The following is a 26,873-nucleotide window of genomic DNA, read 5'->3' as shown; positions in this document are numbered from 1 at the left end:
AGTAGATGAAGGCACAAGAAAGTATTCCAACTACCAAGGTAGAGCGATCAGCTAAGTTTGTTAAAACAGGTTTCCAAATCGGCGGTAACTATATCAAACATTATTCTAAAAAGCTTTTTAATCCCGATATGGATCGTGAACAGCTTAATGAAGATAATGCGACTGATATTTATAAATCTTTGAGTGAGCTTAAAGGTAGTGCGTTAAAGATTGCACAAATGTTGAGCATGGACAAGAATATCATGCCAAAATCTTATGTAGATAAGTTTACGCAATCGCAATATAATGCTCCTCCCCTTTCCGGACCGCTGATTGTAAAAACTTTTACCAAAAACTTTGGTAAAACTCCAGAGCAGATTTTCGATACTTTTAACCTTAAATCAAGCAATGCTGCTTCAATTGGCCAGGTTCATCAGGCTACATTAAATGGCAAAAAATTGGCTGTCAAAATCCAATATCCTGGCGTTGGCGATAGTATTTCATCAGATTTAAAACTGGTTAAACCTTTCGCATTTCGGTTATTGGGCATGTCTGAACGTGAACTTAACATCTATATCAAAGAAGTTGAGGAACGTTTATTAGAAGAAACCGATTACGAGTTGGAGGTAAAAAGATCGATTCAGTTTTCGCAAGATTGCCAGAATCTTGATCATGTTGTGTTTCCAAAATATTATCCGGAGTTGTCAGGAAAGCGTATCATTACGATGGACTGGCTTGAAGGATTGCATTTAAAGGAGTTTTTAAAAACCAATCCGTCTCAGGAGTTAAGAAATAAAATTGGCCAGGCATTGTGGGATTTTTACAATTTCCAGCAACATGAATTGCGGGCGGTACACGCCGATCCACATCCTGGTAATTTTATGATAACCCCAAATGAGGATCTCGGTGTAATCGATTTTGGTTGTATCAAAGAAATGCCAAACGACTTTTACTATCCTTTTTTCTCGTTGATATCAACTGATGTGATTAATGATAAAGCAAAAACGATCGATGCTTTTAGAAAACTCGATATGATACATGCTGATGATACCGAAGAGCAGGTAGAATTTTATTATAAGTCTTACCGGGAAATGATCAGCCTTTTTGCAAAACCATACATTAATAAGATTTTTGACTTTAGCAAACCAGAATTTTTTGATCAATTATATGCTTACGGCGAAAAAATTTCAAAGATGCCTGAATTTAAACAGGCACGTGGCGTAAAGCATTTTATTTATGTAAACCGTACAAACTTTGGTTTATATCAAATTTTACATGAATTGAGTGCAACGGTAAATACAGACACTTATGAACCTACGCTTAACAGATAGTTAGGCGTTTTTTTTAACTACCTCTACCATATGATCGATATCGAATGGTTTTTCAATGTAGTCGTCGGCTTTACATTCTTTGGCAGTTTCAGGTAAATCATTAGACGTTGAGGTTAATACAGCGCCTACATTTTCCGTCTCTGGATCAGATTTTAATTCTTTAATCACTTCTGAACCTTTCTTTTTTCCCTTGATGTGATCATCTACAATCACCACATCAGGTTCGATTTTATCAATTTTCTCAATCGGTTCTGTTGTTAACGAAGCCGTTACATCAAAGCCCTCTTCCTCCAATACTTGATCCATTATCTCTAGGATATCCTTATTATCCTGAACAAGTACAACCTTTTTCTTCATAAACTATATAGGAATATTATTTATAAATATAAGAAAAAGAATAATTGAATAATCATTTCAAAAATATTTTACTTCAGGTTTATAAAAATTCAAATCTTTTTGTCTTGAATTAAAGCCTGTTCGTCGAGAATTAACTGTGGCTTGTATAAAATCAACTAACAGGCTGCAACGTTTCACTACAGGTTGCGTCTTATCTACAAAACAATAACAAAATCACCTAAACAATTCAATAACAATTAATTAACATTTAATTATTAAATAAAAAACGTTATGAAAACCTCAATCAAAACCCTAATCACATCTTCATTAGCAGCAATTATTTTATCAACAGCTGTATTTTCTTCCGCTGTTTCTGCAACAGAAATTGCACCCGTAAAAATTTCAAAAACTGGCAACTTTAAAAGAATTTCTGTAAAAGGAAATGTGGAAGTTACTTTAATTCAAAGATCGACAACTGGCGTTAATTATGCCGAAGATAATGCCGGAACTGCAAAAATTATGCAGGATGGAGATAACCTTAAAATTTCATCACCAAATAAAAGTTTAACAAAGGTAGTGGTTTATGTGAACGACATTTTTAGAATTGAAGCCTCGGAAAATGCAGTGGTGAAAACTGAAGGAAAAATAACTTCTAAATACCTTCAAATCTTTTTAAAAGGAAATGCGCATGCAGAAATTAATACCAGCACAGAAGGATTATATACCGTAATTAATGACAATGCAGACCTTAAACTAAGTGGATCGACAGATAACCACACATTAGTAATGGGAAATACTCAGAAACTAACCATAGATAAATTTGCGGCTTTAAGAACTAACATCAGCTCAGTAGAAACTGTGGCGGTTGAAAAAGAAATTGCATCTATAAACTAATTAAAAAGCACATAAAAAAAGGCTTTCTGATTTAACAGAAAGCCTTTTTCTATTGACCTTATTTTTAATTCTGCAGCATTTTTGCAATCTCTTTTTCAATTGATTTCAGTTCCGTTGGTTTTAACTTCTTAGTCGCATCTTTTTTAGCATCCAAGTATTTTACACCCACACGTAAAGCTTTTAGTCCTGAAACACCTTGCAGTTCATCCAAATCAAGCTGTTCTAAATCATCGTTCAAATAACCCTGAACCTGCATGTACTTGATATATTCCATGTATTCTTTCGCTTCATCCGGATTGAAATAAACCATAGAAATTTTATGTGGCTGAGTTAAGCGTTCATTTGTTCCTTTGATTAATACTTTATCAATACGTTTTTTTACCACTTCATATCGAATATTATAAGCACCTTCCACATCAAAACGTCGCTCATCATTTCTAAAGCTAATATCAATAGCATTTGAGTGGATAAATATTAACTGCGTAGTTTCTAATTTACGAGGCATCTCGCCAATTAAACTTTTTGATAAACGAGCGATATCAACCATTGACGTTAATTGCCACAAGCGAATATTTTTCAGATACAATAAATCGAATGGTTTTTCAGGCGCTATTTCCTGCCCGATGTAAATATCGTACTCTACCCCATCCGTTCTGAATTTTGCAAAATAACAAGGGTATGAAGCCTGCAAATTTGCCTGAGATTTTTCGAGATACTGGCTGACTTCTGTATTAATTAATTGCATTGATATCTCCAACTGTCTGCGGTTGGCGTATGCTGCTCCGGTAGCAGGTACAATTACCTCGAAATATTGATCAACAATTTCTGCAGTTTCAGGATGGTTACCTTTAATAATTGATAAAAAAGGATAAACTTCGAGCTCTAAAAACTCTCTTAACTGATTCTCTTCATTCGACGATGCAAAACTTCCGATCTGTTTAATCCAATCTTTACAATTGAACAGAAGTTTATCAATCAAATCGAGCTTCACGGTTTTTTTCATTGCCTTTAAAGCATCAATCAAGTGATTTAAAAGCACATTCAAATCATCTTTCAGTGCAATGTTACGCTCCGTAGTTGAATTACGGATATCAACAGCGCCAAACAGCGGATACATGTGTTTGAAGGTAACCGTTTCAATTTCTTTCACCTTGCTATTGCTATTCTGGCTCTGAAGAAAATGCCATACTGCTTCATTAAACTTCCACTGAACCGAAGGTTGCAAGGCGGTAAATTTATCCATCAGCACCTCATCCATTTTTGCATCGAACTCTTCAATACTGTATTGAAAAAGCTGTCCAATCAATGGCATCGCCGGACGTAATCTGGAAAGCAACTTGTCATCAACCTGAACCTCATGGTTTGAATAAACTTCCAAAACCCCAGCCAGTTGATTATTATAATACACGGGTAGTACCGAATATGAGCAAACACCGGCTTCCTTTAAAACCCGTAAAAATGGATCTTTGGTAATCTGATCGTCATTGATGGCACTTACAAAAATCGCCTTTGGATTTTCTTTGTATTTATCAACCAAAGAATAAAACACTTCTTCTTCAAGGTTTGCCGCCTTTGCCGAATTAATCAGCATACTTTGCGAAAACTCCTTGTTATCGAAAACCAGTTTATTGTTAACGGTTAAGAAAGGCATTAAACCAAACTCTAAACCTCCATCACCACTCAAACTTTTTAAAGCCTGGATCACGTGTGTATAGGCCTCAGTTTGATAATTGTGATTCACCAAAGCATCACGAATTCCATCAATTGAATGCTGTAACGTTACATCAGTGATGGAAATGATACTAAAACCGTCGAATTTGAAATCTTTTAAAGGCAGATTATCCAATAAGTATTCCAACTCCTTATCTTCCTGAAAATATTGAGCCAATGCCTCGAAATTTAATTCAGGCAATTTCCCTTTATGTTTAATATCAACAAATTTAGTATCTGTTTGGATATTATAATATTGGGTAAGTTTAGTTTCTTCATTTACATGTGCATAAATAATTTCATTTTTAAGCACATAAGTAAAGTTATAGAAACGGTTTAAAATAATATTGTATATAAACTTCAGCTGCTTTTTCTCTACCGGCTCGCTGTCTTTATTTACTTTATTTTTAGGATCGTGATCTTTAAAAAACTTGTAAAAAGCATTTGTACTGAAGAAAATCTGATCAGGAATTGGGGTACTTAAAGCCCAAAACAAATCATCTTCATCGCCCATTAAAGGCGTTAAAATGGTAAAAATTAATTCTAATGTATCTTTGTATTTCGATAATTCTTCAGCATCGATGCTATTTAAAAGCACCTCGTCTTTTTCTATCTTCTCAAGTAAAAACCTGTAAAATTCTGATTTAACTGATTTTTCTGTTTTAAGCCTATCTTTTAAATATTCCACAAGGGGGCGAAAAGATAATGCAGATTCTACCTGGCAACCTATACATTCATTTTTATGAATTTTTATTACGTTGGTATTCATGGTATAAGTTTATCTATAGTGTAAATTTTATAGTGATCGATTTATGATTAAACGCTTAGCAAAGATACGCACTCCATGAAGCAACAATAGTCTGCACAACGTAATACTTGGATCAAACATCTATATTGATGTTACACAAATTTAGTACCTAAAATTTAGTGAGAAGTAAGGATACCAGCCTTCAGAAGAATGGCCCATCACAAATCGAACAACTGTGAGTGATGCCGGAGCGAAATAAACCCCTCCACCAACACCATGATGCCATGTTTGCGATGCTTCATTTCGTTTCCAAACTCTTCCTACATCCCAAAATCCTGTTAAGCCAATTTGTCCGGGTAAAACATAACTCACTAAATCGCCAAGTTTTGCTCTTAACTCTAAATTATTATAGAAAATGTGTTCACCTGCAAACCTAAACTGACGGTAACCTTGAAGATTTCCTTGTCCACCAAGATACAAAGCCTGGTAGAATGCTGGTTGTCCAACGGTTACACCGCCCCCAAAGCGATCGGCCAAAATGAATTTTTTCCGGCCATCGAGGTTTTTGTAAAGCGAAATGCTGGCCGTAAATTGCCCAATTGAATTGGAATATTTATTTACGCCTTTATAACCCAACAATTTAAAATCAACAAAACTGCCTAGCGTTGGTAACAAATCATTATCACGGGTATTGTTGGTAAAGTTAACAATTGCGCCAGCGAACATTTTTTCATTCCTAACAGTCAGACTGTCAGAAGAATGTAGTGCCCCCGGGTTTAAGATAAATCGTCCATCATTATCTTCCCTGTTAAATTTATAATACTGATAAGATGGTCCAACTGAAAAAGTAGATTTGGGTCTGCGCCACCTGATTGCCGCATCTACCTGGTAGAGGTTAAAACGAGCCCGGTAGTAACGGATATCATCGCCATGCTCATCAAAGTGTGTATCATTTCCTAGGCCAAAGAAGTTTTGTGTATTATTGGGTGCATAAGCATTTCCGTTTACTACAATATCTCCTTTGCCTACCGCCTTTAACCATTCGCCTTTATAATTAAACCTGAAAGCTTTTGTAGAGAAAGAGTGTAAAAAAGAAACCGTTTGAGAATTGCCCCAGGGTTGCTTTCTAAAACCAGGATTAGTCTGCTTGTAAACCAAGCCTAATAAAATTCCATCATCGCGGTTATAGCCTGCATTTAAGTTGTACGAACGTCTGCGGTACATATCCTTTGGAATATAACTGAAATTGGAGGTATCATTGGAGATAATTTTACTTACTTTATTCTGATCCTCACCTTGGTAGGTTGCCTTATTTGTTCTTCCGTATAATTTGACGGTTCCGTTACTATTGGCAAAATCATAAAACTTATCACCTTTGCCACCGATAATCCTGATCTTAATATTTGATTTTTTATTATCAAGAAGTAAGCTATCGTTACCGTTATGCATGTAGATCCGAAGCTCTCTGGTTACTTTTGGATCGAATTTGCGATCGAATAACTCTTCCTTAATATTTCCTTCTTTGGATATTTTATTGATTTTTACCCTTAAACCATCATTATCGGTATCTGAAATTTTAATTAACTCATGTTTGTTGGTCAATTCAATATCTACAATACGGTTAAAGAAATGATAGTAATCATTCATCATCTTTGGCATATTGGCAATCCGCTCCCGAAGCGTTGCCAGAAAGACATCGTGATGAAGCGAATAACTTGGTTCAGGAAGCGCTTTTAATGCTTTTTCAAAAACTTCATCATTATACTTAGCGCAAAATTCTTTGATAATTTTATCAAATTCCTCTTCATCGATATTGGCAGTCCAACGGCTGCTAATCTCTCTCCCCTCCCATAAAAACCAGTTAATATTCTGAATCGGGCGCTCATACCCCTGCATCATTGGCAGCAAAGATGATGATTGCGTGAAACGTTGTATTTTACCATCGCCCATGTAAAAAACCTGATCGCGATCTCTGGGAACCGGCGTATATTTTGAACCGTCTTCCGTTTTGGTTTCTTTCCAACGCCACTGGTCTTCATGTCGGTCCCAGTCGCCCAGCAGAACATCGAGCGCTCTGGCCCTCACCCAAGCCGGACCATCTAACTTATTGTCGTTATCATCGGTTAGTTTCTTATCCATTTTCGGCGAACTGTCTGATTCGCCAACGGGTTCACGCTCTTCAAACAAACACAAGGTATTGGCAAAAGCTGACTCAAATTCTCCTAAACCATCATCAGGAGAAACCCAGCCAATGATCGGATTAGAATGTGGGATATTGGCCGCTTTTGCCAGTTCTGGCACAACCAGAGCCGAGAAAGGATGTTGCGCCGACATGTTATCTTTAATAATATCTTTGGCAAAAGTGTTGCGCAATCCTTCCGGTAATAAAACCTCAGGAAACTTTTCTACACTTCTTAATACGTACTCTTTCCCGTTGTTATCTTCCAGGCGTAAAGAGCGTGACTGGTTTCCGCCTCCACGTTGGGTAGCTTTTAAACCGCCCATCATTTTTGAAACCCTTAATACCGGAACTTTGGTTCGCTCTGCGTATTCTTTACGGTAGTTCTCACCAAAAACATATCGATGAAAACGACCAACGCTATCATATTCTGGTTTAATTTTTACGAAAATACTATCTGCTGTGATCGGTTTGTCCCTGTTCCTCACTTTTGTTGGCAGCAATTCGAATTTCTTGGTATAACTATAAACTTTTTTTACGCTGCTGTCTGAATACACATAATAATCGTATCGCATATCGTTATTCATCAACTGATCTGCTACCACGTAACCCTGCTGCATTTCATGAAACAAAGATGTTTTACCTTGCTTATTCGGCGAAACTTTCGAACCTGAGCCGCTTACAATTTGAAGCTGTTTTCCTTTGATAAGTTGCAAACCATGTTCATGACCAGCAACATAAGTGACATTTGGATAATCTCCAAAAACGCCGTTTACCGACCTGATCATATCTTTATAAGCAGGATGATTTAAATCTTCAGGACTTAATAATGTAGACCTTAAAAACGGATAAACCGAGCCTAAAACAGGCATCGGAATATAAAGATTCTTATTTAGGGAAGTTAATGGGAACAGGTGATTTCGCAAATTAAAATAGCCACCATGCGGTCCGTAACTTTGAAACGGATGGTGCGAAGCCAGCAAAATCACTTTGTCTTTATTCTGCTCGAGCAATTGTTCCATCCTGACTAAAACCTCATCTTTGGTTCTACATTCGCACTCGCCAGCCGGATTGGACTTATTGTATGGAAACAACCACCATTCACTATCGTAAGCGATAATGGTTAATTTATCCGTTAATTTAATCGCTACCGGATCCGGACAACCGTTGTCAGGAATCAATTTCAATAGCGGATCTCCCTGAGCTTTCAAAAAATCATCTTGCGCCTTGATTTTAGCTAAACCCTTCGGACCAGATTTATCCCAATCGTGATTACCCGGAATGAAATAAACTGGAGCACCAGCTTTACGCATCGGTTCAAACTGCGAGCGAAGAATTTTCTTGGTTTCTTCTTCTTCAATACTGCCAGGCAAACCCATCCCTGTTGGATAAATATTGTCTCCGAGGTAAATTACCGTTGTTTTTTTGGGGATAATCTGTTTGGCCGCATGCTTTAAATCCTGCACTTGCGCCGGATTCATCTCCCCTGCATCGCCAAAAAGAATAACACGATATTTGACATCGCTTTGCGCAAAGGTGATAAAATGAGTTAAAAATAAAATTGCTAAAAGGGTAAATCTTTTAATCATAGCCTGGCGTTTGTATAAAGATAGATAATTTTCGGCTGACTACTTTTTAAGCTTAAACATTAAGATGTTTCCTGCCGCCAGGGTGCCGCCCTCATTGGAAATGTAAAGATTGTTATCCCGATCAAAAGCAATTCCTTCCGGCTGGTTAAATGCGCTCCCTTTAAGCGGATAAGTAGCTTTAATTTTGAAATCAGCATCGGTAACTACTAATAATTTATTCATCGAGGATAGTACATACCATTCGCCCGTTGATGGATTTTTAGCCAACGCTGATGGACGAAATTTCAGTTTTGATTCTCCAGCCAGATCAGCAATTTCTTTGGATGACAGTGCAAAGGTTCCGCTTGGTGTAAACTTACCTCCATCGAATTTAAAGGCAAAAATCTCCGTTTCATCTTTTTTACCTTTCTTCACTTCTTTTGTTAACACATAAACCATCCCGGCTTTTTCATCAGCAGCCAAACCTTCATATTCTGCCTTCGGAACCAGGTCTTTCGTTTTAACCACATTCGCCGCCTCTGGTTTGCTAATTTCTGAAATTGGAAATGTATGCAGTTCTCCATTGCTCTTCAATACAATAATCTGATCGTTGATGATCGCTAAATCTTCGTAATCGCCCTTACCTCCGAATTTGGTGAATTTAGATGCTTTATCCGCTAAACCTAAATAGAATAAATCGCCATCTTCATCCTGAATGGCAAATACTCTGCTCGGATCACCTTTATGAAATACAATTCCTGAAATTTCGAACAGGTTTTGTGGCATGTTGTATTTTACCGGATTAGCTAAATCGTATGGCAAATCAGCTTTCGAAGTACTTGTTTTTGCTCTTTCTTCAGTTGAAGCCGTTTTATCCTCGTGTTTTTCGTTTACACATGAAACCCCTGCAAAAGCTAAAGCCATTAATGCAGCAACTGTTGTTATTTTTGTTTTATTCTTGTTCATTGGATAAAAATTTAATTCTTGTTCTTTAAATATTGATAGATGGCATGTTGTGACGCAATTGGGATTTCTCCATCCTTAATCGGCACATTATTCATCAAATCATCAATAATAACAGCTTGTGTATTATCCTGTTTTTGAATATTGATGATATCTAAAATTTCTTTTTTTATTTTTTGATCATGGATTGGAAAGCACACCTCAATCCGGCGATAAATATTTCTGTTCATCCAGTCGGCAGAGCCCAAATAAACTTCCTCCTCACCGAGGTTGTTAAAAATAAAAACCCGACCATGTTCCAGATAGCGGTCTACAATTCTGGTAATTTTAATGTTCTCACTCATTCCGCTTACACCAGGAACCAGGCGGCAAATTCCGCGAACAATTAATTCGATTTTCACACCAGCTTGTGATGCCTCGTAAAGTTTGTTAATGAGTACCTTCTCTTCGAGATTGTTCATTTTAATGGTAATGACTGCTGCTTTACCCTGCTTCGCAAATTCAATTTCCCGATCGATTAACGAAAGAAAACGCTGTTGCAAATTGAACTGTGCCACCAACAACTCATTAAAGTTTATGAAATTATCTGCGGTAGGTTTAATACGTTTAGCCAGGAATATAAAAAGCAATTCCACCTCACGAAGCATCTCCTTATTGGCTGTCATTAAAATATGATCGGTATAAAAACCCGCTGTAGTCTCATTGAAATTACCAGTGGCAAATAAACCTACATAACGCATTCTACCATCAACTTTTCGCTTCACTAAAGCAACCTTTGCATGTACTTTTAGTGCCGTAACGCTATAAATAATGTTTATACCAACGGCTTTCATTTTTTTTGCCCATTTGATGTTGTTTGCTTCATCGAAACGAGCCTTTAACTCCACCAAAACCGTAACTTTTTTACCGTTTTTAGCTGCGCTGATTAAGGCATTAACAATTTTTGAATCGCTTGCTACACGATATAGTGTAACATAGATTTCTTGTACGGATTCGTCAATTGCAGCCTCATTAAAAAAACGCAAAACACTATCGTAACTCTGATAAGGCGTATGTACAATGATATCGTTCTTTTCGATTGCCTCTGTTAGCGTTCCATCGATAAAGTCAGTATTGCATATTTTGGGCCATGAGTCGTTTGAAAGTTTATCTGACTTTACCGGAAAAGCCATTAAATCTTTCAGGTTATGATACTGACCACCTTCGATATTATTGGCTTTTTTGAGGTTAAATATTTTTTTTACCAGTGTTAAAACCTCCAGTGGGATTCCTGGCTGGTGCAGAAAACGTGTTGCTAAACCCAAATCCCGTTTCTGCAACTGTTTTTCCAACTGTTCAGACAAACTTCCGGAATATTCATCTTTTAAATCGATCTCAGCATCGCGTGTAATTTTAAAACTAAAACAGCCAGAGACTTCATCGTTTGGGAAAATGCGATCCAAATGGAAACGAATAATATCATCTAAAAAGACAACAAAAGTTTCATTCGGGGTTTCAACTTTATAAAAACGAGGTAATTCGTTCGATGGAATATTCAGTACCACCGCTTTTGTTCCCGAATCACGTTTAAGCGTAATCAAAAAATAAAGTTCATTGTTAGCAGGAAAGAAACTGGTATTTCCATCAATATAAACAGGCTGTAAAAATGCCAGTACCTGACTCAAAAAGTATTGCGTAACAGGTTTTTCAATCGCTTTAGGATAAGCATGGCCATAAACCAAAGTAATGTGGTTTTCTTTCAGCGCAGGAATAATGCTCGACTTTAAAGTTTTTCCGAAACGCTGCTGCTGATCGGAAATAAACTGATTAGCCGTTTTTAAAAGATCCTCCTCAATGTGAATATCATTATCTTCCCGGTTGCTCAGTTTTTCTAAAGCCAAAAGCACAGGCATACGCACACGATAAAATTCATCAAGGTTTGAAGAAAATATAGAGAGAAATTTAATTCTTTCGAGCAATGGAACCGTATCGCGTTCGGCCTCCATGATAATCCGCTCGTTGAATTTCAGCCAGCTTAAATCTCTGTTAAAAAAAGATGTTTCAATCATTTTATGCCTTTAAAGTTTACCGTAAGCTGCATATGCAATTACAAAGGCAAATACCGCAGCAATTAAACCCCACATAAATATGTTGTAAGCCAGGCGAATCAATTTATATTTTCTTCCCAAAACCACCCCTTGCGAATACACATCGGTAATTAAAGTTCCATAAAGAAAATCTTTATCATTCATTACCTTGATCATCCCATCAGTATAACTTGGTAAACTCATTTTATAGAAATTACCAAAAAATAAGAGGTTTACCTTTTTATTATCCATATCCTCCTGCGTAAACTCTCCTTTAGGGATAGATGGACGTGTTGACAAGATAGAAACCACCACACAGGTTAAACTCACAATAAGAAGGATAAAAGTTGGAATAATCAGGTTTCCATGATCTTCCAGCCGGCGTAAAAGCAAACTCACAATTAAGGAAAGCATGATAGAATTTACGGTAATTAAAATATGTGCTTTGTTATCTGCCATATCACTTAACCGCTGATTATTGGCCGATGTAATGCGAAACATGGTTTCGATACCTTTATCCGGCCGATCATCTTTATCTTTCTTTTTGCTCTTTCCGAGATCTATAGTTGGCGCAAAATTACGTGGCTCGGCAAGTTCGGTACTAATTTCCTGTTGAGCCGTTAGCTTGCTTTTTAGCTTGGTGATATTGGCCTGTTTTTGATCGTTTAGCAAAAGAATGGCGTAATCAGTGTGGTAACGATGAGATTCCATAAACTGGATATCTCTTTTGCGCCAATCTAATTTACTAATGTCTTTTTTATGGATTAGCTCAGCTTCTTTATGCATGAGCTTTCCTTTTTTCCGGAAATCGGCTAATCCTAAATGAAAAAGATCGGCATCACAAATAATTTTGTCGATTTGACTTTTAGGAGTTTGTGGAATTTTTGTAGCCAGAATTGCACTTCTCACCTGTTGCCTAACTTCATCGTTCACCTTATGGGTGAGCAGAAACTGATCAGCCAATTCTGCACCTTTAACCTCGTGGTTAAATGCATCTTCAAAATAACCTGTATCATGAAAGTATGCTGCAACAGTTACGGTAAAATAGTCTTGTTCGTTTAATTGATAGTGATTTGCAATTTGCTGGGCTGCACTTACAACCTCCTCGGTATGTTCCAAATTATGATAAACCAATCGCGGATCGTTGTGAGTATGGAAGTAATCGCTAACGTGCTGTTCTACATCTTCCTGCAATTGTTTGTAGTTCATGAATGTGTTTCTGGTTGATATAAATTATTTGTTTGGAAGAAATGCATTTTCTTTAAATACTTTTTAACCAAAATTGTTTGGTTACAGATGATAAATTTACGCTAAATTTTATAAAAAGCGGCTAAACCGACCGTTGTAAGCAAATCACCGCATCAAATTTACAATTCGCATATCATTACCAATAATCATCAATATTCATAAATAAAATTTAATTGGCTTTTATCATGAAATAAAGGCTTAAATTACAGCACATTACTATAAAATGAGATTTGGAATTTTGAAATTATACGATCATCAGTTAGGTACAGGAGTTATTACGGATTCGAATGGTCAGGAAATTGACTTCGAAGTTTCCAAAAATCTAACTTCATTCAGCAAACTCGATTTAATTTCGTTCAAAATATGTTTCCACAAAAATAGATTGCTGGTTAAAAATATGCGTTTAATTTCAAGATATGCCGATACTCGTTATCGCTTTGGAAAAGTTTTACTGATTGATTTGTTTTGATAACTGCTATTTGATTTTAATTTGCTCAAAATGAGTCTATATTTAATTTTTAGCTAAAAACATTTTCCAAAATTGAATTCAAATTTGTAACATTGCACTCGCAAAAAAACGAATGTTTTTTCAGGGCCTATAGCTCAGTTGGTTAGAGTAGAAGACTCATAATCTTTTGGTCGCTGGTTCGAGCCCAGCTGGGCCCACAAACCCTTCAGTAAAACTGAAGGGTTTTTTTATGGGTTAAAATTGCTTTAGGTCATCTAAAGTCTTCAACAAGTTTAAAGGTAAACAGCCTAAACATTTATTTAGCAAGCACTACGAGATTCATAGGCTCAATCGTTACAGACCTAAGCGCTTTTTTAGAGAAAACTTCCTTATACCTGCCACCTGCCAATCTTGAATTTTCGTATTTTACAGGCTTATCTGATCGGTTTACCAGCACAAGTACTTCTTCACTATTGTATTTACGGCTAAAAACGTAAAACCTTTGCGCATCATTTTTTTCAATGGTAGTATAGTCTCCAAGTTGTAATGATTTATACTTTTTGCGCAATAACATAAATTTTTGATACCAGTCAAAAAGGTCCTTATTGAATGCAACCTGGTCAGGATCATGCCTGGTCTGGTTCGGATTATAGCTTTCGGCATCATATTTTTTGCCTTCCCAAATCATGGGCTTACGGCAGTCAGGATCATTGCCGCCCCAAATCCCAGCCTCATCTCCATAAAAAATCATTGGTGACCCTAGATACAGCATCTGGAAAGCAGCAATCAGTTTTTGTTTCTGTATCTGACTGGCTGTAGGCTTGCGGGCGTTATAATCTTTGTTATTACTCTTCTGGCTCCAGTTAAAGTATTTTCCCCAATCGCCAAATTTCATACCGTCAGGATTTGCAACCGCACTTGCCAGGCGGGTGGCATCATGGCTGTTCATCAGATTCTGCATATTTAGCGCCACATCATTGCCAAAGGCTTCACGTAGTTCTTTTAAACGGGTATCAAACGCCGTTACCGAAGACCCGGTTTTATCCTGGATAAAAAAATCATGCATAATGAACGCAAAATTGTAGTTCATGGTCGCATCAAACTCATCACCCTCAAGGTATGGCCTTGTCTGATCTATAGGATATACCAACTCTGCTGTCATGTAAGCGGTTGGGCTAATGCTGCGCACCCACTTTCTCCAGTCTTTCCAAAAGGGATGCCCCACATCATAAGCTACATCCAGGCGCCATCCATCAATTCCATCTTTTGTACCCTTGTTCATAGGGTTCATCCAGCGTTTAGTGGCATTAAAAATATATTGTTTAGGGCCAGCCACGATACCATGCTCATCTTCCTTAAATTCTGGAAGTGTTTTAACGCCAAACCATCCGTTGTAATCAAAAGTGGTGCCTTTGGCGGCATCATTCCAGCTATTCACAGCAAACCAATCCGCGTATGGCGAAGCCTGCTGGTTTTTTTCTACATCGCGGAAGGCAAAACTTTTTACGCCCATGTGGTTAAAAACACCATCGAAAATAATGCGCATGTTGCGGGCATGAACTTCTTTAATAAGTTTTAAGGCTAATAAATCAGCCTTTGTCCATACCCAGGTTTTTACATCCAGCGGATTCTCCTTTTCCATTAAGGCGATATCGCCCTTAGGGTCGGGCCCAAAGGTTGGATCAACGTGGTGGTAGCACAGGGCATCATATTTATGAGAAGATGGAGACCAAAAAATTGGTGTCATGTAAATGGCATCGACCCCTAAAGACTTAATGTAATCGAGTTTATCAATAACGCCCTGCAAATCCCCACCATAACGGCGACGTTGCAGGTTATAGTAAATATCCTTACCATTTTGTTTTTCGTAAGGCTGCAACTCATACCAGTCGCTCGTCCAGGGATGGATTTGAAAAGGCGATGTGGTATTAAACGGGTAAGCCCCGTCCTGGTCTTCAGCTTTGGGATCATTGGTGGGATCGCCATTGTTAAAACGTTCCGGAAAAATCTGGTACCACACCATCCCCTTGCTCCATTCGGGCGTGAAACGCTTCTGAGCCATAGAATTGAGCGAGATTAATAATATTCCTAAAAGGAAGGATGATCTGACTAGGTAATGCATAAGTTAAGGGAATATTGAATAATTATACCTGATTGAAGGTAAATTCATCTAAAACGCAATGATAAGGAAAAACAATTGAACAAATCATCATGCGCAAATCAAAGCCTGTTGTTAATTTGTCAAGTTAGCTATATGAATTCATTTCGGCGATTTTTGTATAAAGCCAGTCAGGCTAAATTTAAGAATCTGCAGATCCATTCGTGTATGGGTGATCTTGAAAACCATACGGGCGGTTTCTAGTTCCGCCTTTTAAATCATAGTATGAAGTAATAGCCATCCCTATCACCTGTAACACAATTTGATAGCCACTTATCTATCCCAACTGTTACTCAAACGGCTTACAAAATTATCTCTGGGTAAATATTGGCTTTACAATGATGTTGGTTGTCACACATATAATACCGCTATCCTAGATTAAGATAACCTTTAGTTAATCTACGCTTCAAGCTACAAAATGAAATTTGCCGCAACTAATTCATTAAAAAAAGATTAACATGAAAAGACTCTTTACGCTTTTGTCTTTATTATTTGCCATGATTTATTCCCATGCACAGGTTACAACGGGCACGATGTCTGGTACAATAAAAGATACCAAAACAACTATTCCAGGGGTTACCGTCAAAGCCCTGCATGTTCCATCGGGAACGAATTACATCGCGATCAGTAACGAAGATGGTCGCTTTACCATCTCCAACATGCGCCCCGGAGGTCCATATAAAGTTATAATAAGCTATGTGGGTATGGATCCGAAAACTGTAGAAAACATCACCTTGCCGCTTGGTGACACCTACGTCTTGAACTTAACCCTGAGTTCGAACGGAAATGAGCTTGGTGAAATAAATGTTAAGGGAGCAGCAAAAAACTCGGCACTGAATGCAAGTAGAACAGGCACTTCGACAAACCTGAACAAAAAAGAAATTAATGCCTTGCCTACGTTAAGCAGGAGTTTAAGCGATCTGATCCGATTGTCTCCTCAATCAAATGGTGCAGCCATTGGAGGAGGTAACTCCCGCCAAAACAATGTTACGGTGGATGGCGCCGACTTTAACAATAATTTCGGAATCGGAAATAATCTTCCTGGAAATGGAAATCCTGTATCCATTGATGCTCTGGAGGAAATATCGGTAAACGTTACGCCTTACGATGTAAAGCAAACAGGTTTCATTGGTGCTTCGATCAATGCAGTGACGCGTTCGGGAACAAATGACTTTTCGGCTTCTGCATATACTTACTTTAGAAATCAGAACCAGATTGGTAAAAAGGTGAGTAACTATCCGGAATTGGTCGACCCTACCGATCAAACCTATAAGACATTTGGAGCCAGAATAGGCGGACCAATTATCAAAAACAAATTGTTTTTCTTTCTAAATGCTGAACGGGAGAACCAGGTAAGCCCCGGACAAACCAGGCTTGCGGCAACTCCTCAAGCCCCTTTCGGTTCAGGTATACCCAACGTGGTACGCCCTACGGTTTCCGAACTCGATGAAATCAGTAATTACTTAAAAACAACCTATGGTTATGATCCGGGTATTTATCAGGGTTATGCCACCGAACGCGAAAGAACCAACCTGGTTGGACGTTTGGATTGGAACATTAATAACGATAACCGCTTTAACATTCGTGGAAGTTATGTAAAAACTAAAAATCCAGCTTTTGTAAGCACATCCAGAAGCCCGTTAGGTGCTTTCCCGGGTGGAGGTTCAAGAACAGGAAATACAGCCCTGGCTTTCAAAAACTCGAATTATTACCAGGAAAGCAACCTCTATTCCATTACCGCAGAACTAAACAGCAAGGTTTTCAATCGCTTCGCGAATACGCTCCGTTTATCTTACACCAACCAGAACGACCCAAGAAGTTCAGACAGTGATATTTTCCCACTTGTAGATATTCTTAAAGCAGATGGAAATACTGCACCAACACCTTTCACAACTTTTGGGTATGAACCTTTTACATACGGAAATTTAAGAGATGTACAGGTTTATTCACTGAACGACTACGTTAACTGGTCTGTGGGCAAACACAATATCACCGCAGGTTTACAGGGAGATTATAGTATTACGAAAAATGGTTTCCAGCGTTTTGGAACAAGTTACTATACATTTAACTCCTGGGATGATTTCAAAAATGGCGCTAAACCAATAGAATTTGCGCAAACTTATTCTCTTTCGCCAAACTATGAACAGGCTTTTCCAACCTATAAATTCTGGCAGTTTTCGGCATACGCTCAAGACGAAATTTCGGTAACTGAAAGGTTTCGTCTAACTGCAGGTATCCGTTTTGAATTAGGAACTTACCCGAATATATTGCAGGAACACCCATTGGTTTCAGCACTTAGTTTTTCGGGTGGTGAACGACTGAATACTGGAAATCTTCCGAAATCGAGAGTGGCCATTTCACCTCGTGTTGGCTTTAACTGGGATGTAAAAGGCGACCGCTCTATACAACTTAGAGGAGGCGCCGGAATTTTTACCGGAAGAATACCAAACGTATGGATTGTGGCACAGGCAGGTGATGCCGGAATGTTGCAGATTACTGAAACTTATTCAGGACAAAACAATACCCCAGGTCCCTTCAACCCAAATATAGGCGCCTATCGCCCTTCCGTTGTCCCGGTTGCTGGAACGGTATTGCCCAATCCGATTACAGTAATGGATAAAAACTTAAAAATGCCTGCGGCTTTCAAAACTAGTCTGGCGGCAGATTTCAAGCTACCTTACGGTATAGTAGCCTCTATTGAAGGAATCTACAATAAAGATCTTCGTACTGTTCTTTTCCGCAATGCAAACCTGGTTGATCCAAAACCATTAAATGTTGCTGGTTATCCGGATAATAGAATGATCTACCCTAATGCTGCGACTGATAAATTTATCAACCCCATTCTTAATGGAAAAGCAGTTCCAAATGGAACTATCATTCCGGGAACAGGAGCAAGACAACCAGATGCATTTAACGTAATTGTGCTTGGAAATTCCAACAAAGGTTACTATTACTCCTTATCAGGAACATTGAGCAAAAGATTTGATAATGGATTTGGGGCAACAATATCATATGTGAGAAGTGCAGCTAAAAGTCTTTATGAAGGTAGTGGCGATCAGACGCTATCTGCATGGCAGGGAACCAGCAGTGTAGACGGAGCCAATCATCCTACCTTAGGCTATTCTGGCTTTGTATCTCCTGACCGCATTATTGCATCAGTGTATTACCGTAAAGAATTTATCAAACACCTTGGAACCCAGTTTACCTTAGTTTATGATGGTTCAAACGGACGCACATCTTACACCTATTCAACAGACATTAACAGAGATGGCGTAAACGGAGATTTAATTTATGTTCCAAAGGATGCATCAGAGATTACCTTTGTTCCGCTAACCATTGGTTCTGGTACAGAGGCCATTACTTTCACACCTAAACAACAGAGTGATCTTTTCTTCCGTTATGTGGATCAGGATAAATATCTTCGCGGAAGAAAAGGACAGTATGCCGAGCGAAATGCAGCCATCACTCCTTTTAACGGCCAATGGGATTTTAGATTTATGCAGGACATTTTTACCAACGTTGGGGGAAAACGCAACACCATTCAATTTAGTGTTGATATCAAAAACTTTGGTAACTTTTTGAATAAAGACTGGGGCATGCAAAGAAACTTTGGAAGCACTTCAATCTTAACACCAACGAATGTTTCAGCCTTAACTCCCGGAGGTACAACCAAACCAACTTTCAGAATCCAAACCGACAGGAATTTCCCTATCGTTAATGGAACCAGAGATGTTGTAGGTTACGCATCTACTTATGAAATGCAATTTGGCTTCCGCTATATTTTTAATTAATTAATCATTATAAGCGAAGGTCGGTTAGGCCTTCGCTCCCATCCTTATGTTAAGAAAAACCTTCATTCCAATCCTTTTGCTTGCCAGCGTACTGCTGACTTCCTGGGGTGTAATTGGCCATCGTGCAATCGGAAAAATTGCCGAGAGTCATCTTACCAATAAAGCTAAAAAAGCTGTTGTTCATTTGTTGGGGTCAGAAAGCCTCGCAATGGTTAGTACTTATCCAGATGAAATCAGACCTTATCCAAAATACGCTTATACCGCTCCCTGGCATTATGTTAATCTGCCGGAAGGATTAAACTACAATGATTTCAGTAGCCAATTGAAATCTATGGAGAAACCCAACATCTATAAAGCATTGAACAACTGTATAGCTGATCTTAAAAACCCATCTAAAAGTAAAGAAGAGCAAGTTTTTGCCCTCAAATTTTTGGTTCATCTGGTTGGAGATATTCATCAGCCTATGCATACCGGACATTCAGAAGATTCGGGCGGGAACGGAATTAAGATTAAACTCATGAGAAAAGAGGGTAATCTACATGGCCTGTGGGATAGTGGATTAATCGACTATGCAGGAATGAGCTATCAGGAACTTGCCACAGCATGCGATGTAACAAAGAAAAAAGATACGAAGATATGGGTGAAAGATGACATTGCGAAATGGGCTTTTGAATCCTACGAATTGAGTAAACAGCTTTATGCCGAGGCAGCGAAAAATCCTGATTTTGATTATGACTACTATCCTCATCACGCTGATCTCGTAAAAAAACGCCTTGCGCAAGCAGGTATTCGGCTGGCAGCTGTTTTAAATGAAATTTATCGCTAATATGAAAAGAAGATATTTAACCTTACTGATCTTAGGCTTGTACCTTGCTGTTTTCCAAAATCACGCTAATGCGCAAACGGACACCATTGAACATGTGGCAGCGGGTCGTAAAAATAATGCTTCGCAGTTGAAAAAACCTTATGTGATCCTGATTTCTGCAGATGGATTCCGCTATGATTACGCCCGCAAATATCAGGCAGCACACCTTTTGGCATTAAGTGATCAGGGTGTTCAGGCTGAATCGATGATTCCAAGCTACCCATCGGTTACATTCCCGAACCATTATAGTATCGTTACCGGATTATATCCTTCGCACCACGGGCTTGTAAACAACAGCTTTTTGGATGAGCAATCGGGTGAAAGATACTCAATGGGCGCCAAAGCTAAAGTAAGAGACGGGAAATGGTATGGCGGCACTCCACTCTGGGTATTAGCCGAGCAACAAAAAATGGTTTCAGCAAGTATGTTCTGGGTAGGTTCAGAGGCCGAAATTAAAGGCTTACGCCCAACTTATTATTATGACTATACCGAAAAAATCAGTGTTGATAAAAGGATAAGCATCGTTAAAAACTGGCTAAGCCTTCCCGAAGAAACAAGGCCGCATCTAATCACATTCTATCTATCCGAACCTGACCATGCAGGACATAGTTTTGGGCCTGAAGCAAAACAAACAGAATTGGCCGTTAAAATGGTCGACTCCGTAATTAATCAATTGACCAAGGCAATTGAACCGCTTCACCTGCCTGTAAATTTTGTATTTGTTTCTGATCATGGTATGACAGCTGTTGACCGTGAAAACCCTATTGCAACACCAAAGGCAATTGATACCACCAAGTATATCATCGCCTCATCGGGCACACTAATGGATGTGCATGCTAAAAATAAAACCGATATATTGCCTTTATATGAAAAACTTAAGGCAGAGCAAAAGGATTATAAGGTATATCTTAAAACCAACATGCCGCCAAATTTCCACTATAGTACCAAAGATGATAGAATGGGCAGAATAGGTGATGTTCTACTGATTCCGGAATGGCCAAAGGTATTTTCAAACCGTAAACCTGGAATTGGCCATCATGGATTTGATCCTTTAAGCGTCAAAGACATGCATGCAACATTTTTTGCCTGGGGCCCGGCCTTTAAAAAACAAATCAAAATTCCATCATTTGAAAATGTAAATGTTTATCCGATGATTGCAACAATACTTGGGTTACCCATACAGGAACAAATTGATGGTAAAGCCGAGGTTTTAGATCAAATACTTAATTAAGATGAAAAATAAAATTTTACTTACCGCAATCGTAACACTTTGTTTTTTTACCACCAGAGCGCAGCAATTTGCCTTAAAATTTAAAAACGTTGAAGCCCTGCAACAGTTTTTTCAATGGAGCCCTGAACGCTACCCTTTGATTAGTGCACACCGGGGTGGGCCAGTTGCCGGATTTCCCGAAAATGCAATTGAGACCTTCGCCAATAGTTTAAAACATCATCCAGTAATTATTGAATGCGATGTTGCCCTTAGTAGCGACTCGGTAATGGTTATGATGCACGACGACAAACTGGACAGAACCACGAATGGGTCAGGACCAATTGGCCTCAAACCTTATGAAGAATTGAAAAAACTCCAACTGAAAGACAATGGTGGGGTTTTAACTTCGTTCCATATTCCCACTCTAGATCAGGTTCTGGCCTGGGGGAAAGATAAAGTAGTTTACACAATCGATGTAAAGAGAGGTGTTCCATATCAAAAGATTATCGAAGCGGTACGGAAAAATAAAGCCGAGCGATACAGTGTGATCATTACTTACAGCGCAACACAGGCTGCTGAAGTTCATCGCCTCGCTCCGGAAATGATGATTTCTGCCTCCATCAGAAGTGCGGCTGACCTGGAACGACTAAACCAAATGGGAATTCCTAATAATAGAATCGTAGCATTTGTTGGTACATCATCTGCTGATGCTGCCGTGTATGAACTCTTGCATAGTAAGCAAATTTGGTGCATTCTTGGAACAATGGGCAACCTTGACAAGAGTGCAGCCACAAATGGAGATAAACTTTACAAGGAACTTATTGAAAAGGGCGCTGATATACTTTCGAGTGATAGAAGTTTTGAAAGCGCAGAAGTGCTGAAAAAATATAGCAAGGAAAAGAATTTGAGAACAAAGCACCTTAATGAAAAAATTAATTGAGAAAGTTGTTCCGACGTATCCCAACCTGATGTATTGCCAATATCAAAAACTTCGAAGCCACAACAAAATACTCATAATTTCGAGGCCAGATAGACCAAACCCTTCAGCAAAACTGAAGGGTTTTTTATACGTTAAAGCTTTTGCCAATTAAAGCTTAATCTTCATGCTATCAGATAGTGATTTTTTTGAATCCATTAGCTTTCCATCTACCCAAATGCATATTTTACTTTGATTTCCGGTTTTAGCAAGATCCCAATCTCTTTTCCACACGATATCGACATCGTGATTATGGTATCTAATATTTCCCAGATAGAAATAGCTCCAAAGATCATCAGAAAGCAGTGGTTCAATAGCAAATTCATCTGCATGTGAAGCCTTGAAGCCAATAAGATCTTCAATAATGATGTCAGGAAAACTGGAATGAAAATAATCTTTTTCTCCACCGAAAGATTCTCCATCGCTTGGAATGTACCATTCGCCAATATTTTTTTCTTTCGAACCATGCATTCTGGCAAGCTTCATCACGTAATCTATCAACAATTGTTTCTCGCCTAACGAGGCTTTCTTTTTATAGTCGCGAAGATAATTTGCATAGCCTTTATAAACCACCGAGTTTTCATATGGCCAACCCCTACCGTTCCAGGCGTAAGCCTGTTCATTATAAAAAGGGTGCTGCCGTTCTGCAGTCGTCATTCCCTTTGTATGGTAAAAACCTTTTGTGGCGGAAAACATATTCCATGATTCACCGAATTTTTGATAACTTTTTAATGGAATCAGTTTGAAATACCATGGTGAATAACCAACAGATTCGCGAACCCTTGCTTCGTAATCCCGAACCCCGAATTCATTATCTCCGGCAGTTACCGAATTAAAAAATTTATCCTCATCATTCCACAAAACTGTGAGTATCTTTTTCTGAAGATTGCCGGCAATTTTATCATAACTCACTGCCTTACCTGCTGAATGTTGGTCGTTAAATTTAAGCGCATCCTGCTGATAAAGATCAGCTAAGGATTTCAAATTGCCATAAATATAACTGTTTACAGATGGCCTGACCATGTAAAAGTCAGGATATCCGCTGCGAAACGCTTTAGGGTATTGTTTTGCCTGCAACGATTGAGCGGCCCGATTGGTAGTTTCCCAACCCAAATAATAGTTCCGCCATGATTCATTTGTGTAAATGCTATAAGGGCCGCCGCTTTTAATCAATCCCATTACCGCAGAAAGGCTAAATTCCATCCCATTATACAAATCAAGAATTTTATACATTCCTGAAGTGGGTGAGTTTTTATCTTTCACAGTGAATAAACTGTCCCAAACCTGTTGATGACGTTCCAAATCGGGCAGCTTTGCTCTCAGCCATGTTTTATCAGGATGAATTTTTAAGAAAGCATCCACGCCGTTAATCATCCAACTCGAAAAGTGGTGACTCTCCGGTCTGCTTAAATAAGTTAAAAAGTTCGCGTTTTCCCTTTGATTTAAGTTAGCAGCCGAACCACTGATAAAATAGTCGGTATAGGATTTCAAGTACTGATCATCTCTTAGCCATCGCACATCGTAAAACTGGTGTCCTGCCGGACAAGTAATAGCTCCGCTCCTCGATGCCCAGGGCTTTACCCCAAAAAACTCCGTCACCACCCAATACTTTTTATGATCATACGGATCATCATATTCTTTAAGGTGTTTGCTTATCATCCACCAGCGATAATTGTAAACTTCCGACAGAAGCGTATCGGCACAATCAAAAAACGGAACATTGTTAAGCAGAAACTCTTTATTATTTTCTTTACGATACGGGCCGTCGGATTCCGGACGATTTTTGTATTCATTGAATACATCAACCTGTTGAGCCAATTTTTCTCTGGCTGCAGATTTTAACCTCATTAATTCCTGATCATAAATAGAAATGTGTTGCGCAAAAGCTTGGAGATTGGAAATGATTAAAGATGCCGTTATCACTATCAACAGAAAATTTCGCATATCTGGTAGAAGGTTTTATTACCTGAAAATCGATTATTGAAAATTAAATATCCGGGTTTGTGTTTCATCAACCTAATTTTTTTTTCGATAAAATACAATCAAGTCATTTATGCCAAAATAATTTGCCACAATCGCCTTAATTTATCTCAAATTTTATCAAACAGGTTAAAAACCACTTTTGGGAATATTACGTAAATGACACCATAAAATCTAATGAACTAAATCTTGAAGATAAAAGCCGTTTCCAAATTAGTATGCAAAGTTCCGACCCAAACGTATTTATTAAACCCCTTTTTGATTACTTTAAAAGCTTTAACGCTATTTCAGAAGAGCTGATGAACGATTATAGCGCCCATTGCACTCCGCTATTGGTAAAGAAAAACAAGTTTATTATTTCCCCATTGGATCATAATGCCTATCTCTTTTTTATCACCAGCGGGCTGGTTCGTGGTTTTATCCGGAATAATGGCAAGGAAATTACGACTCGCTTCAGTTTCGAGGATGAAATTATTGGCGCAATCATGCATCCTGATGGTGGAGAAACTTATTCTACAGAATACCTGCAGGCACTGGAAGATTGTAATCTGATCCGTATTCCGTATAGTTTGGTAGAAATGGCATATGCAAAGTATCCTGAAGCCCACATCATCGGGCGGAAACTTTTTGCGATTCAATATTATGCCGCATCGCAGCGTGCCATACTGGCGAGAATTCCGAACGCTGCAGATCGATACAGCATGTTTATTACTAAAGGGTTTGATTACATCGATCGCTTGCCCGTGAAATTTCAGGCAAGTTATCTTGGGATGAGGGTTGAAACCCTTAGCCGAATCAGGTCGAAACTGGATTTGGTATCAGGAGGCGAGTGAGTTTTAATAACAATGCAGATTTTTCTAATTTCGTTTTAATAATAGTATAATATTTAGGTTAATCTTTTAAAAATACGGATGAAAGTGACTTTAAAATGAGTAAAAGCGGGTCAAGGAATCGATTGTCGTTATATCTTTGCGGCTCGATGATTAGGTTATTAAGAAAAAATTCTTTGAAGTGCATATTTGGCTTTTTGCTATTGGGCATCTTCATGCTTAAATTTTTCAGTTTTTCCATTACCTCGCTATCATCATCTGCAACCTATTCCATTGAAAAAAATGCAGAAGAGAAAAACGACAAGGAAGAAGAATCATTTGATACCACGAAAAAGAAGCTGCTACTTTATGAATCGTCTATCATGAATCACGAACATCCACTGTGGACCAACCATTTACCGGTTAGGACAAGGGCATACCGCGATCGGATTGGTAATTTTCCACCCAAAAATGTGCCTACACCGCCTCCGGATAGGCCAGCTTTTGACACAAATTAAGTCTAAATTATATTTTTTGATTAATTTTGTCAGCTAAAGATTTCATCCCCAGAAATTTCATCCCAAACTTTTAAAAAATTATCATACACAAATGAAAAATCATCATATTGTCGGTGCGCCAACGCCCTGGCAAAGATTGGTACGTATGCTGCACCTGGAGCGTAAAACCATTAATTACATTTACATCTATGCCTTGCTTATTGGTTTAATTGGCTTATCGTTACCACTAGGAACCAGTGCTGTTTTTAATTTACTTTCTAATGGTGCGGTGTATAGCTCTACCTATATTCTAATTGCCGTAATATTAGTAGGTATTGTGGTGGGCGGTATTTTGTTAATTGGCCAACTTACCCTGGTTGAGTTTTTAGAGCAAAAGATTTTCACCAAAGCGGCTTTAGAATTCGCATTTCGCTTGCCACGTATTAAAAAGAAAGCTTTGGAAGGTGAAAATCCTTCAGAATTGATTAACCGCTTTTTTGATATTCTCACCATCCAGAAAGGTTTAACCAAATTACTGGTTGATATTATTGCGGCGGGTGTGCAAATCTTTTTTAGTGTGATTTTACTATCCTTTTATCACCCGGTGTTTATGGCTTTCGGCACATTTGTATTGCTGGTAATTATACTGGTTTTAGTTTTATACTACCGCCGTGGCGTACAAACGAGCATGGAAGAATCGAGCTATAAATACGAAGTTGTAGCCTATCTGGAAGAAATTGCCGGAGATTTAGACACTTACCGCGAAAGCAAAGCTAAACGTAAAGAAATCATCGATCGTACGGATGAAATTACTGCAAATTATATTCAAGCTCGTAATGACCATTTTACGGTATTGAGGAACTTTTTTATGAGTGCTGTAGCCCTACGAACCATTTTGATGGGAGCCCTTTTATTAATGGGGTCTTATTTTGTAGTGGAGCGACAAATGACTTTTGGCCAGTTTGTGGCCGCAGAGGTAATTATTGTACAAATTAGTTATGCCATTGAAAAACTGATGACAAACTTAAATACGGTTTTTGATATGGTTACAGGAAGTGAAAAATTAGCCATTGTAACCGATTTGGAATTAGAGGAAGGAGAGCTGAAAAATGGGTAG

Annotated in this window: 18 protein-coding genes and 1 tRNA gene; 11 read left to right on the top strand and 8 right to left on the bottom strand. The window is 38.4% G+C overall.

Going from position 1 to position 26,873, the window contains the following annotated elements:
* The first annotated feature begins 5 nt into the window (after window positions 1-5).
* Window positions 6-1,310 (top strand): AarF/ABC1/UbiB kinase family protein, encoded by a 1,305-nt coding sequence (locus R2Q70_RS05415; RefSeq protein ID WP_316806632.1) that lies wholly within the window; start codon window positions 6-8, stop codon window positions 1,308-1,310.
* Here R2Q70_RS05415 and R2Q70_RS05410 read toward each other — a convergent pair whose 3' ends face one another.
* Complete coding sequence (locus R2Q70_RS05410) at window positions 1,311-1,667, bottom strand: two-component system response regulator (RefSeq protein ID WP_316806631.1); 357 nt, start codon at window positions 1,665-1,667, stop codon at window positions 1,311-1,313. It lies immediately after the preceding gene.
* A 270-nt stretch (window positions 1,668-1,937) separates the two neighbouring features.
* Between R2Q70_RS05410 and R2Q70_RS05405 the strand changes: the two genes are divergently transcribed.
* Entirely contained in the window at window positions 1,938-2,540 is a 603-nt protein-coding gene (locus R2Q70_RS05405; protein WP_316806630.1) for a GIN domain-containing protein, read from the top strand.
* A 64-nt stretch (window positions 2,541-2,604) separates the two neighbouring features.
* On the opposite strand, the gene R2Q70_RS05400 is transcribed toward R2Q70_RS05405, so the two are convergent.
* The 5 genes from R2Q70_RS05400 to R2Q70_RS05380 form a co-directional block, all read right to left on the bottom strand.
* Window positions 2,605-5,019: a GAF domain-containing protein gene (locus tag R2Q70_RS05400; protein ID WP_316806629.1), complete on the bottom strand. Its 2,415-nt coding sequence runs from the start codon at window positions 5,017-5,019 to the stop codon at window positions 2,605-2,607.
* A gap of 141 nt (window positions 5,020-5,160) precedes the next feature.
* Entirely contained in the window at window positions 5,161-8,766 is a 3,606-nt protein-coding gene (locus R2Q70_RS05395) for a BamA/TamA family outer membrane protein (RefSeq protein ID WP_316806628.1), read from the bottom strand.
* Between the two features lie 39 nt (window positions 8,767-8,805).
* Window positions 8,806-9,711 carry an SdiA-regulated domain-containing protein gene (locus R2Q70_RS05390; protein WP_316806627.1) on the bottom strand — a complete coding sequence of 302 codons (906 nt, stop codon included), beginning with the start codon at window positions 9,709-9,711 and terminating at the stop codon, window positions 8,806-8,808.
* Window positions 9,712-9,722: 11 nt separating this feature from the next.
* Window positions 9,723-11,756, bottom strand: a complete 2,034-nt coding sequence (gene ppk1 / locus R2Q70_RS05385) for a polyphosphate kinase 1 (RefSeq protein WP_316806626.1) — start codon at window positions 11,754-11,756, stop codon at window positions 9,723-9,725.
* A gap of 9 nt (window positions 11,757-11,765) precedes the next feature.
* Window positions 11,766-12,983, bottom strand: coding sequence for a Pycsar system effector family protein (locus tag R2Q70_RS05380; protein WP_316806625.1), 1,218 nt, complete (start codon window positions 12,981-12,983; stop codon window positions 11,766-11,768).
* A 262-nt stretch (window positions 12,984-13,245) separates the two neighbouring features.
* Between R2Q70_RS05380 and R2Q70_RS05375 the strand changes: the two genes are divergently transcribed.
* Entirely contained in the window at window positions 13,246-13,491 is a 246-nt protein-coding gene (locus tag R2Q70_RS05375; protein WP_316806624.1) for a hypothetical protein, read from the top strand.
* A 123-nt stretch (window positions 13,492-13,614) separates the two neighbouring features.
* Window positions 13,615-13,688 (top strand) — tRNA-Ile (locus R2Q70_RS05370).
* A gap of 98 nt (window positions 13,689-13,786) precedes the next feature.
* On the opposite strand, the gene R2Q70_RS05365 is transcribed toward R2Q70_RS05370, so the two are convergent.
* Window positions 13,787-15,532 (bottom strand): glycoside hydrolase family 13 protein, encoded by a 1,746-nt coding sequence (locus tag R2Q70_RS05365; RefSeq protein ID WP_316806623.1) that lies wholly within the window; start codon window positions 15,530-15,532, stop codon window positions 13,787-13,789.
* A 554-nt stretch (window positions 15,533-16,086) separates the two neighbouring features.
* Between R2Q70_RS05365 and R2Q70_RS05360 the strand changes: the two genes are divergently transcribed.
* Genes R2Q70_RS05360 through R2Q70_RS05345 form a run of 4 tightly spaced genes read left to right on the top strand, consistent with a single transcriptional unit; the run spans window position 16,087 to window position 22,434 of the window.
* Window positions 16,087-19,419: a TonB-dependent receptor gene (locus tag R2Q70_RS05360; protein ID WP_316806622.1), complete on the top strand. Its 3,333-nt coding sequence runs from the start codon at window positions 16,087-16,089 to the stop codon at window positions 19,417-19,419.
* A gap of 46 nt (window positions 19,420-19,465) precedes the next feature.
* On the top strand, window positions 19,466-20,245 hold the full coding sequence (locus R2Q70_RS05355) for a S1/P1 nuclease (RefSeq protein ID WP_316806621.1): 780 nt from the start codon (window positions 19,466-19,468) through the stop codon (window positions 20,243-20,245).
* A 1-nt stretch (window position 20,246) separates the two neighbouring features.
* The gene (locus R2Q70_RS05350) at window positions 20,247-21,515 is read left to right on the top strand and encodes an ectonucleotide pyrophosphatase/phosphodiesterase (protein WP_316806620.1); all 1,269 of its coding nucleotides are present in this window, start codon (window positions 20,247-20,249) and stop codon (window positions 21,513-21,515) included.
* Between the two features lies 1 nt (window position 21,516).
* Entirely contained in the window at window positions 21,517-22,434 is a 918-nt protein-coding gene (locus R2Q70_RS05345; RefSeq protein ID WP_316806619.1) for a glycerophosphodiester phosphodiesterase family protein, read from the top strand.
* A gap of 147 nt (window positions 22,435-22,581) precedes the next feature.
* On the opposite strand, the gene R2Q70_RS05340 is transcribed toward R2Q70_RS05345, so the two are convergent.
* Window positions 22,582-24,414: an MGH1-like glycoside hydrolase domain-containing protein gene (locus R2Q70_RS05340; protein WP_316806618.1), complete on the bottom strand. Its 1,833-nt coding sequence runs from the start codon at window positions 24,412-24,414 to the stop codon at window positions 22,582-22,584.
* 254 nt (window positions 24,415-24,668) lie between these two features.
* Here R2Q70_RS05340 and R2Q70_RS05335 point away from each other — a divergent pair, with 254 nt between their 5' ends.
* From R2Q70_RS05335 to R2Q70_RS05325, 3 genes are all read left to right on the top strand, one after another.
* Window positions 24,669-25,283: a Crp/Fnr family transcriptional regulator gene (locus R2Q70_RS05335; RefSeq protein ID WP_316806617.1), complete on the top strand. Its 615-nt coding sequence runs from the start codon at window positions 24,669-24,671 to the stop codon at window positions 25,281-25,283.
* Window positions 25,284-25,495: 212 nt separating this feature from the next.
* A complete protein-coding gene (locus R2Q70_RS05330; RefSeq protein ID WP_316806616.1) occupies window positions 25,496-25,777 on the top strand; it encodes a hypothetical protein in 282 nt (93 codons plus the stop codon).
* Window positions 25,778-25,868: 91 nt separating this feature from the next.
* The gene (locus R2Q70_RS05325) at window positions 25,869-26,873 is read left to right on the top strand and encodes an ABC transporter transmembrane domain-containing protein (RefSeq protein ID WP_316806615.1); all 1,005 of its coding nucleotides are present in this window, start codon (window positions 25,869-25,871) and stop codon (window positions 26,871-26,873) included.

Source organism: Pedobacter agri (assembly GCF_032678665.1).
Taxonomy (GTDB): Bacteria; Bacteroidota; Bacteroidia; order Sphingobacteriales; family Sphingobacteriaceae; genus Pedobacter; species Pedobacter agri_A.
Note: the sequence above shows the minus strand (reverse complement) of the source record. Positions and strands in the feature narration are given on the sequence as shown.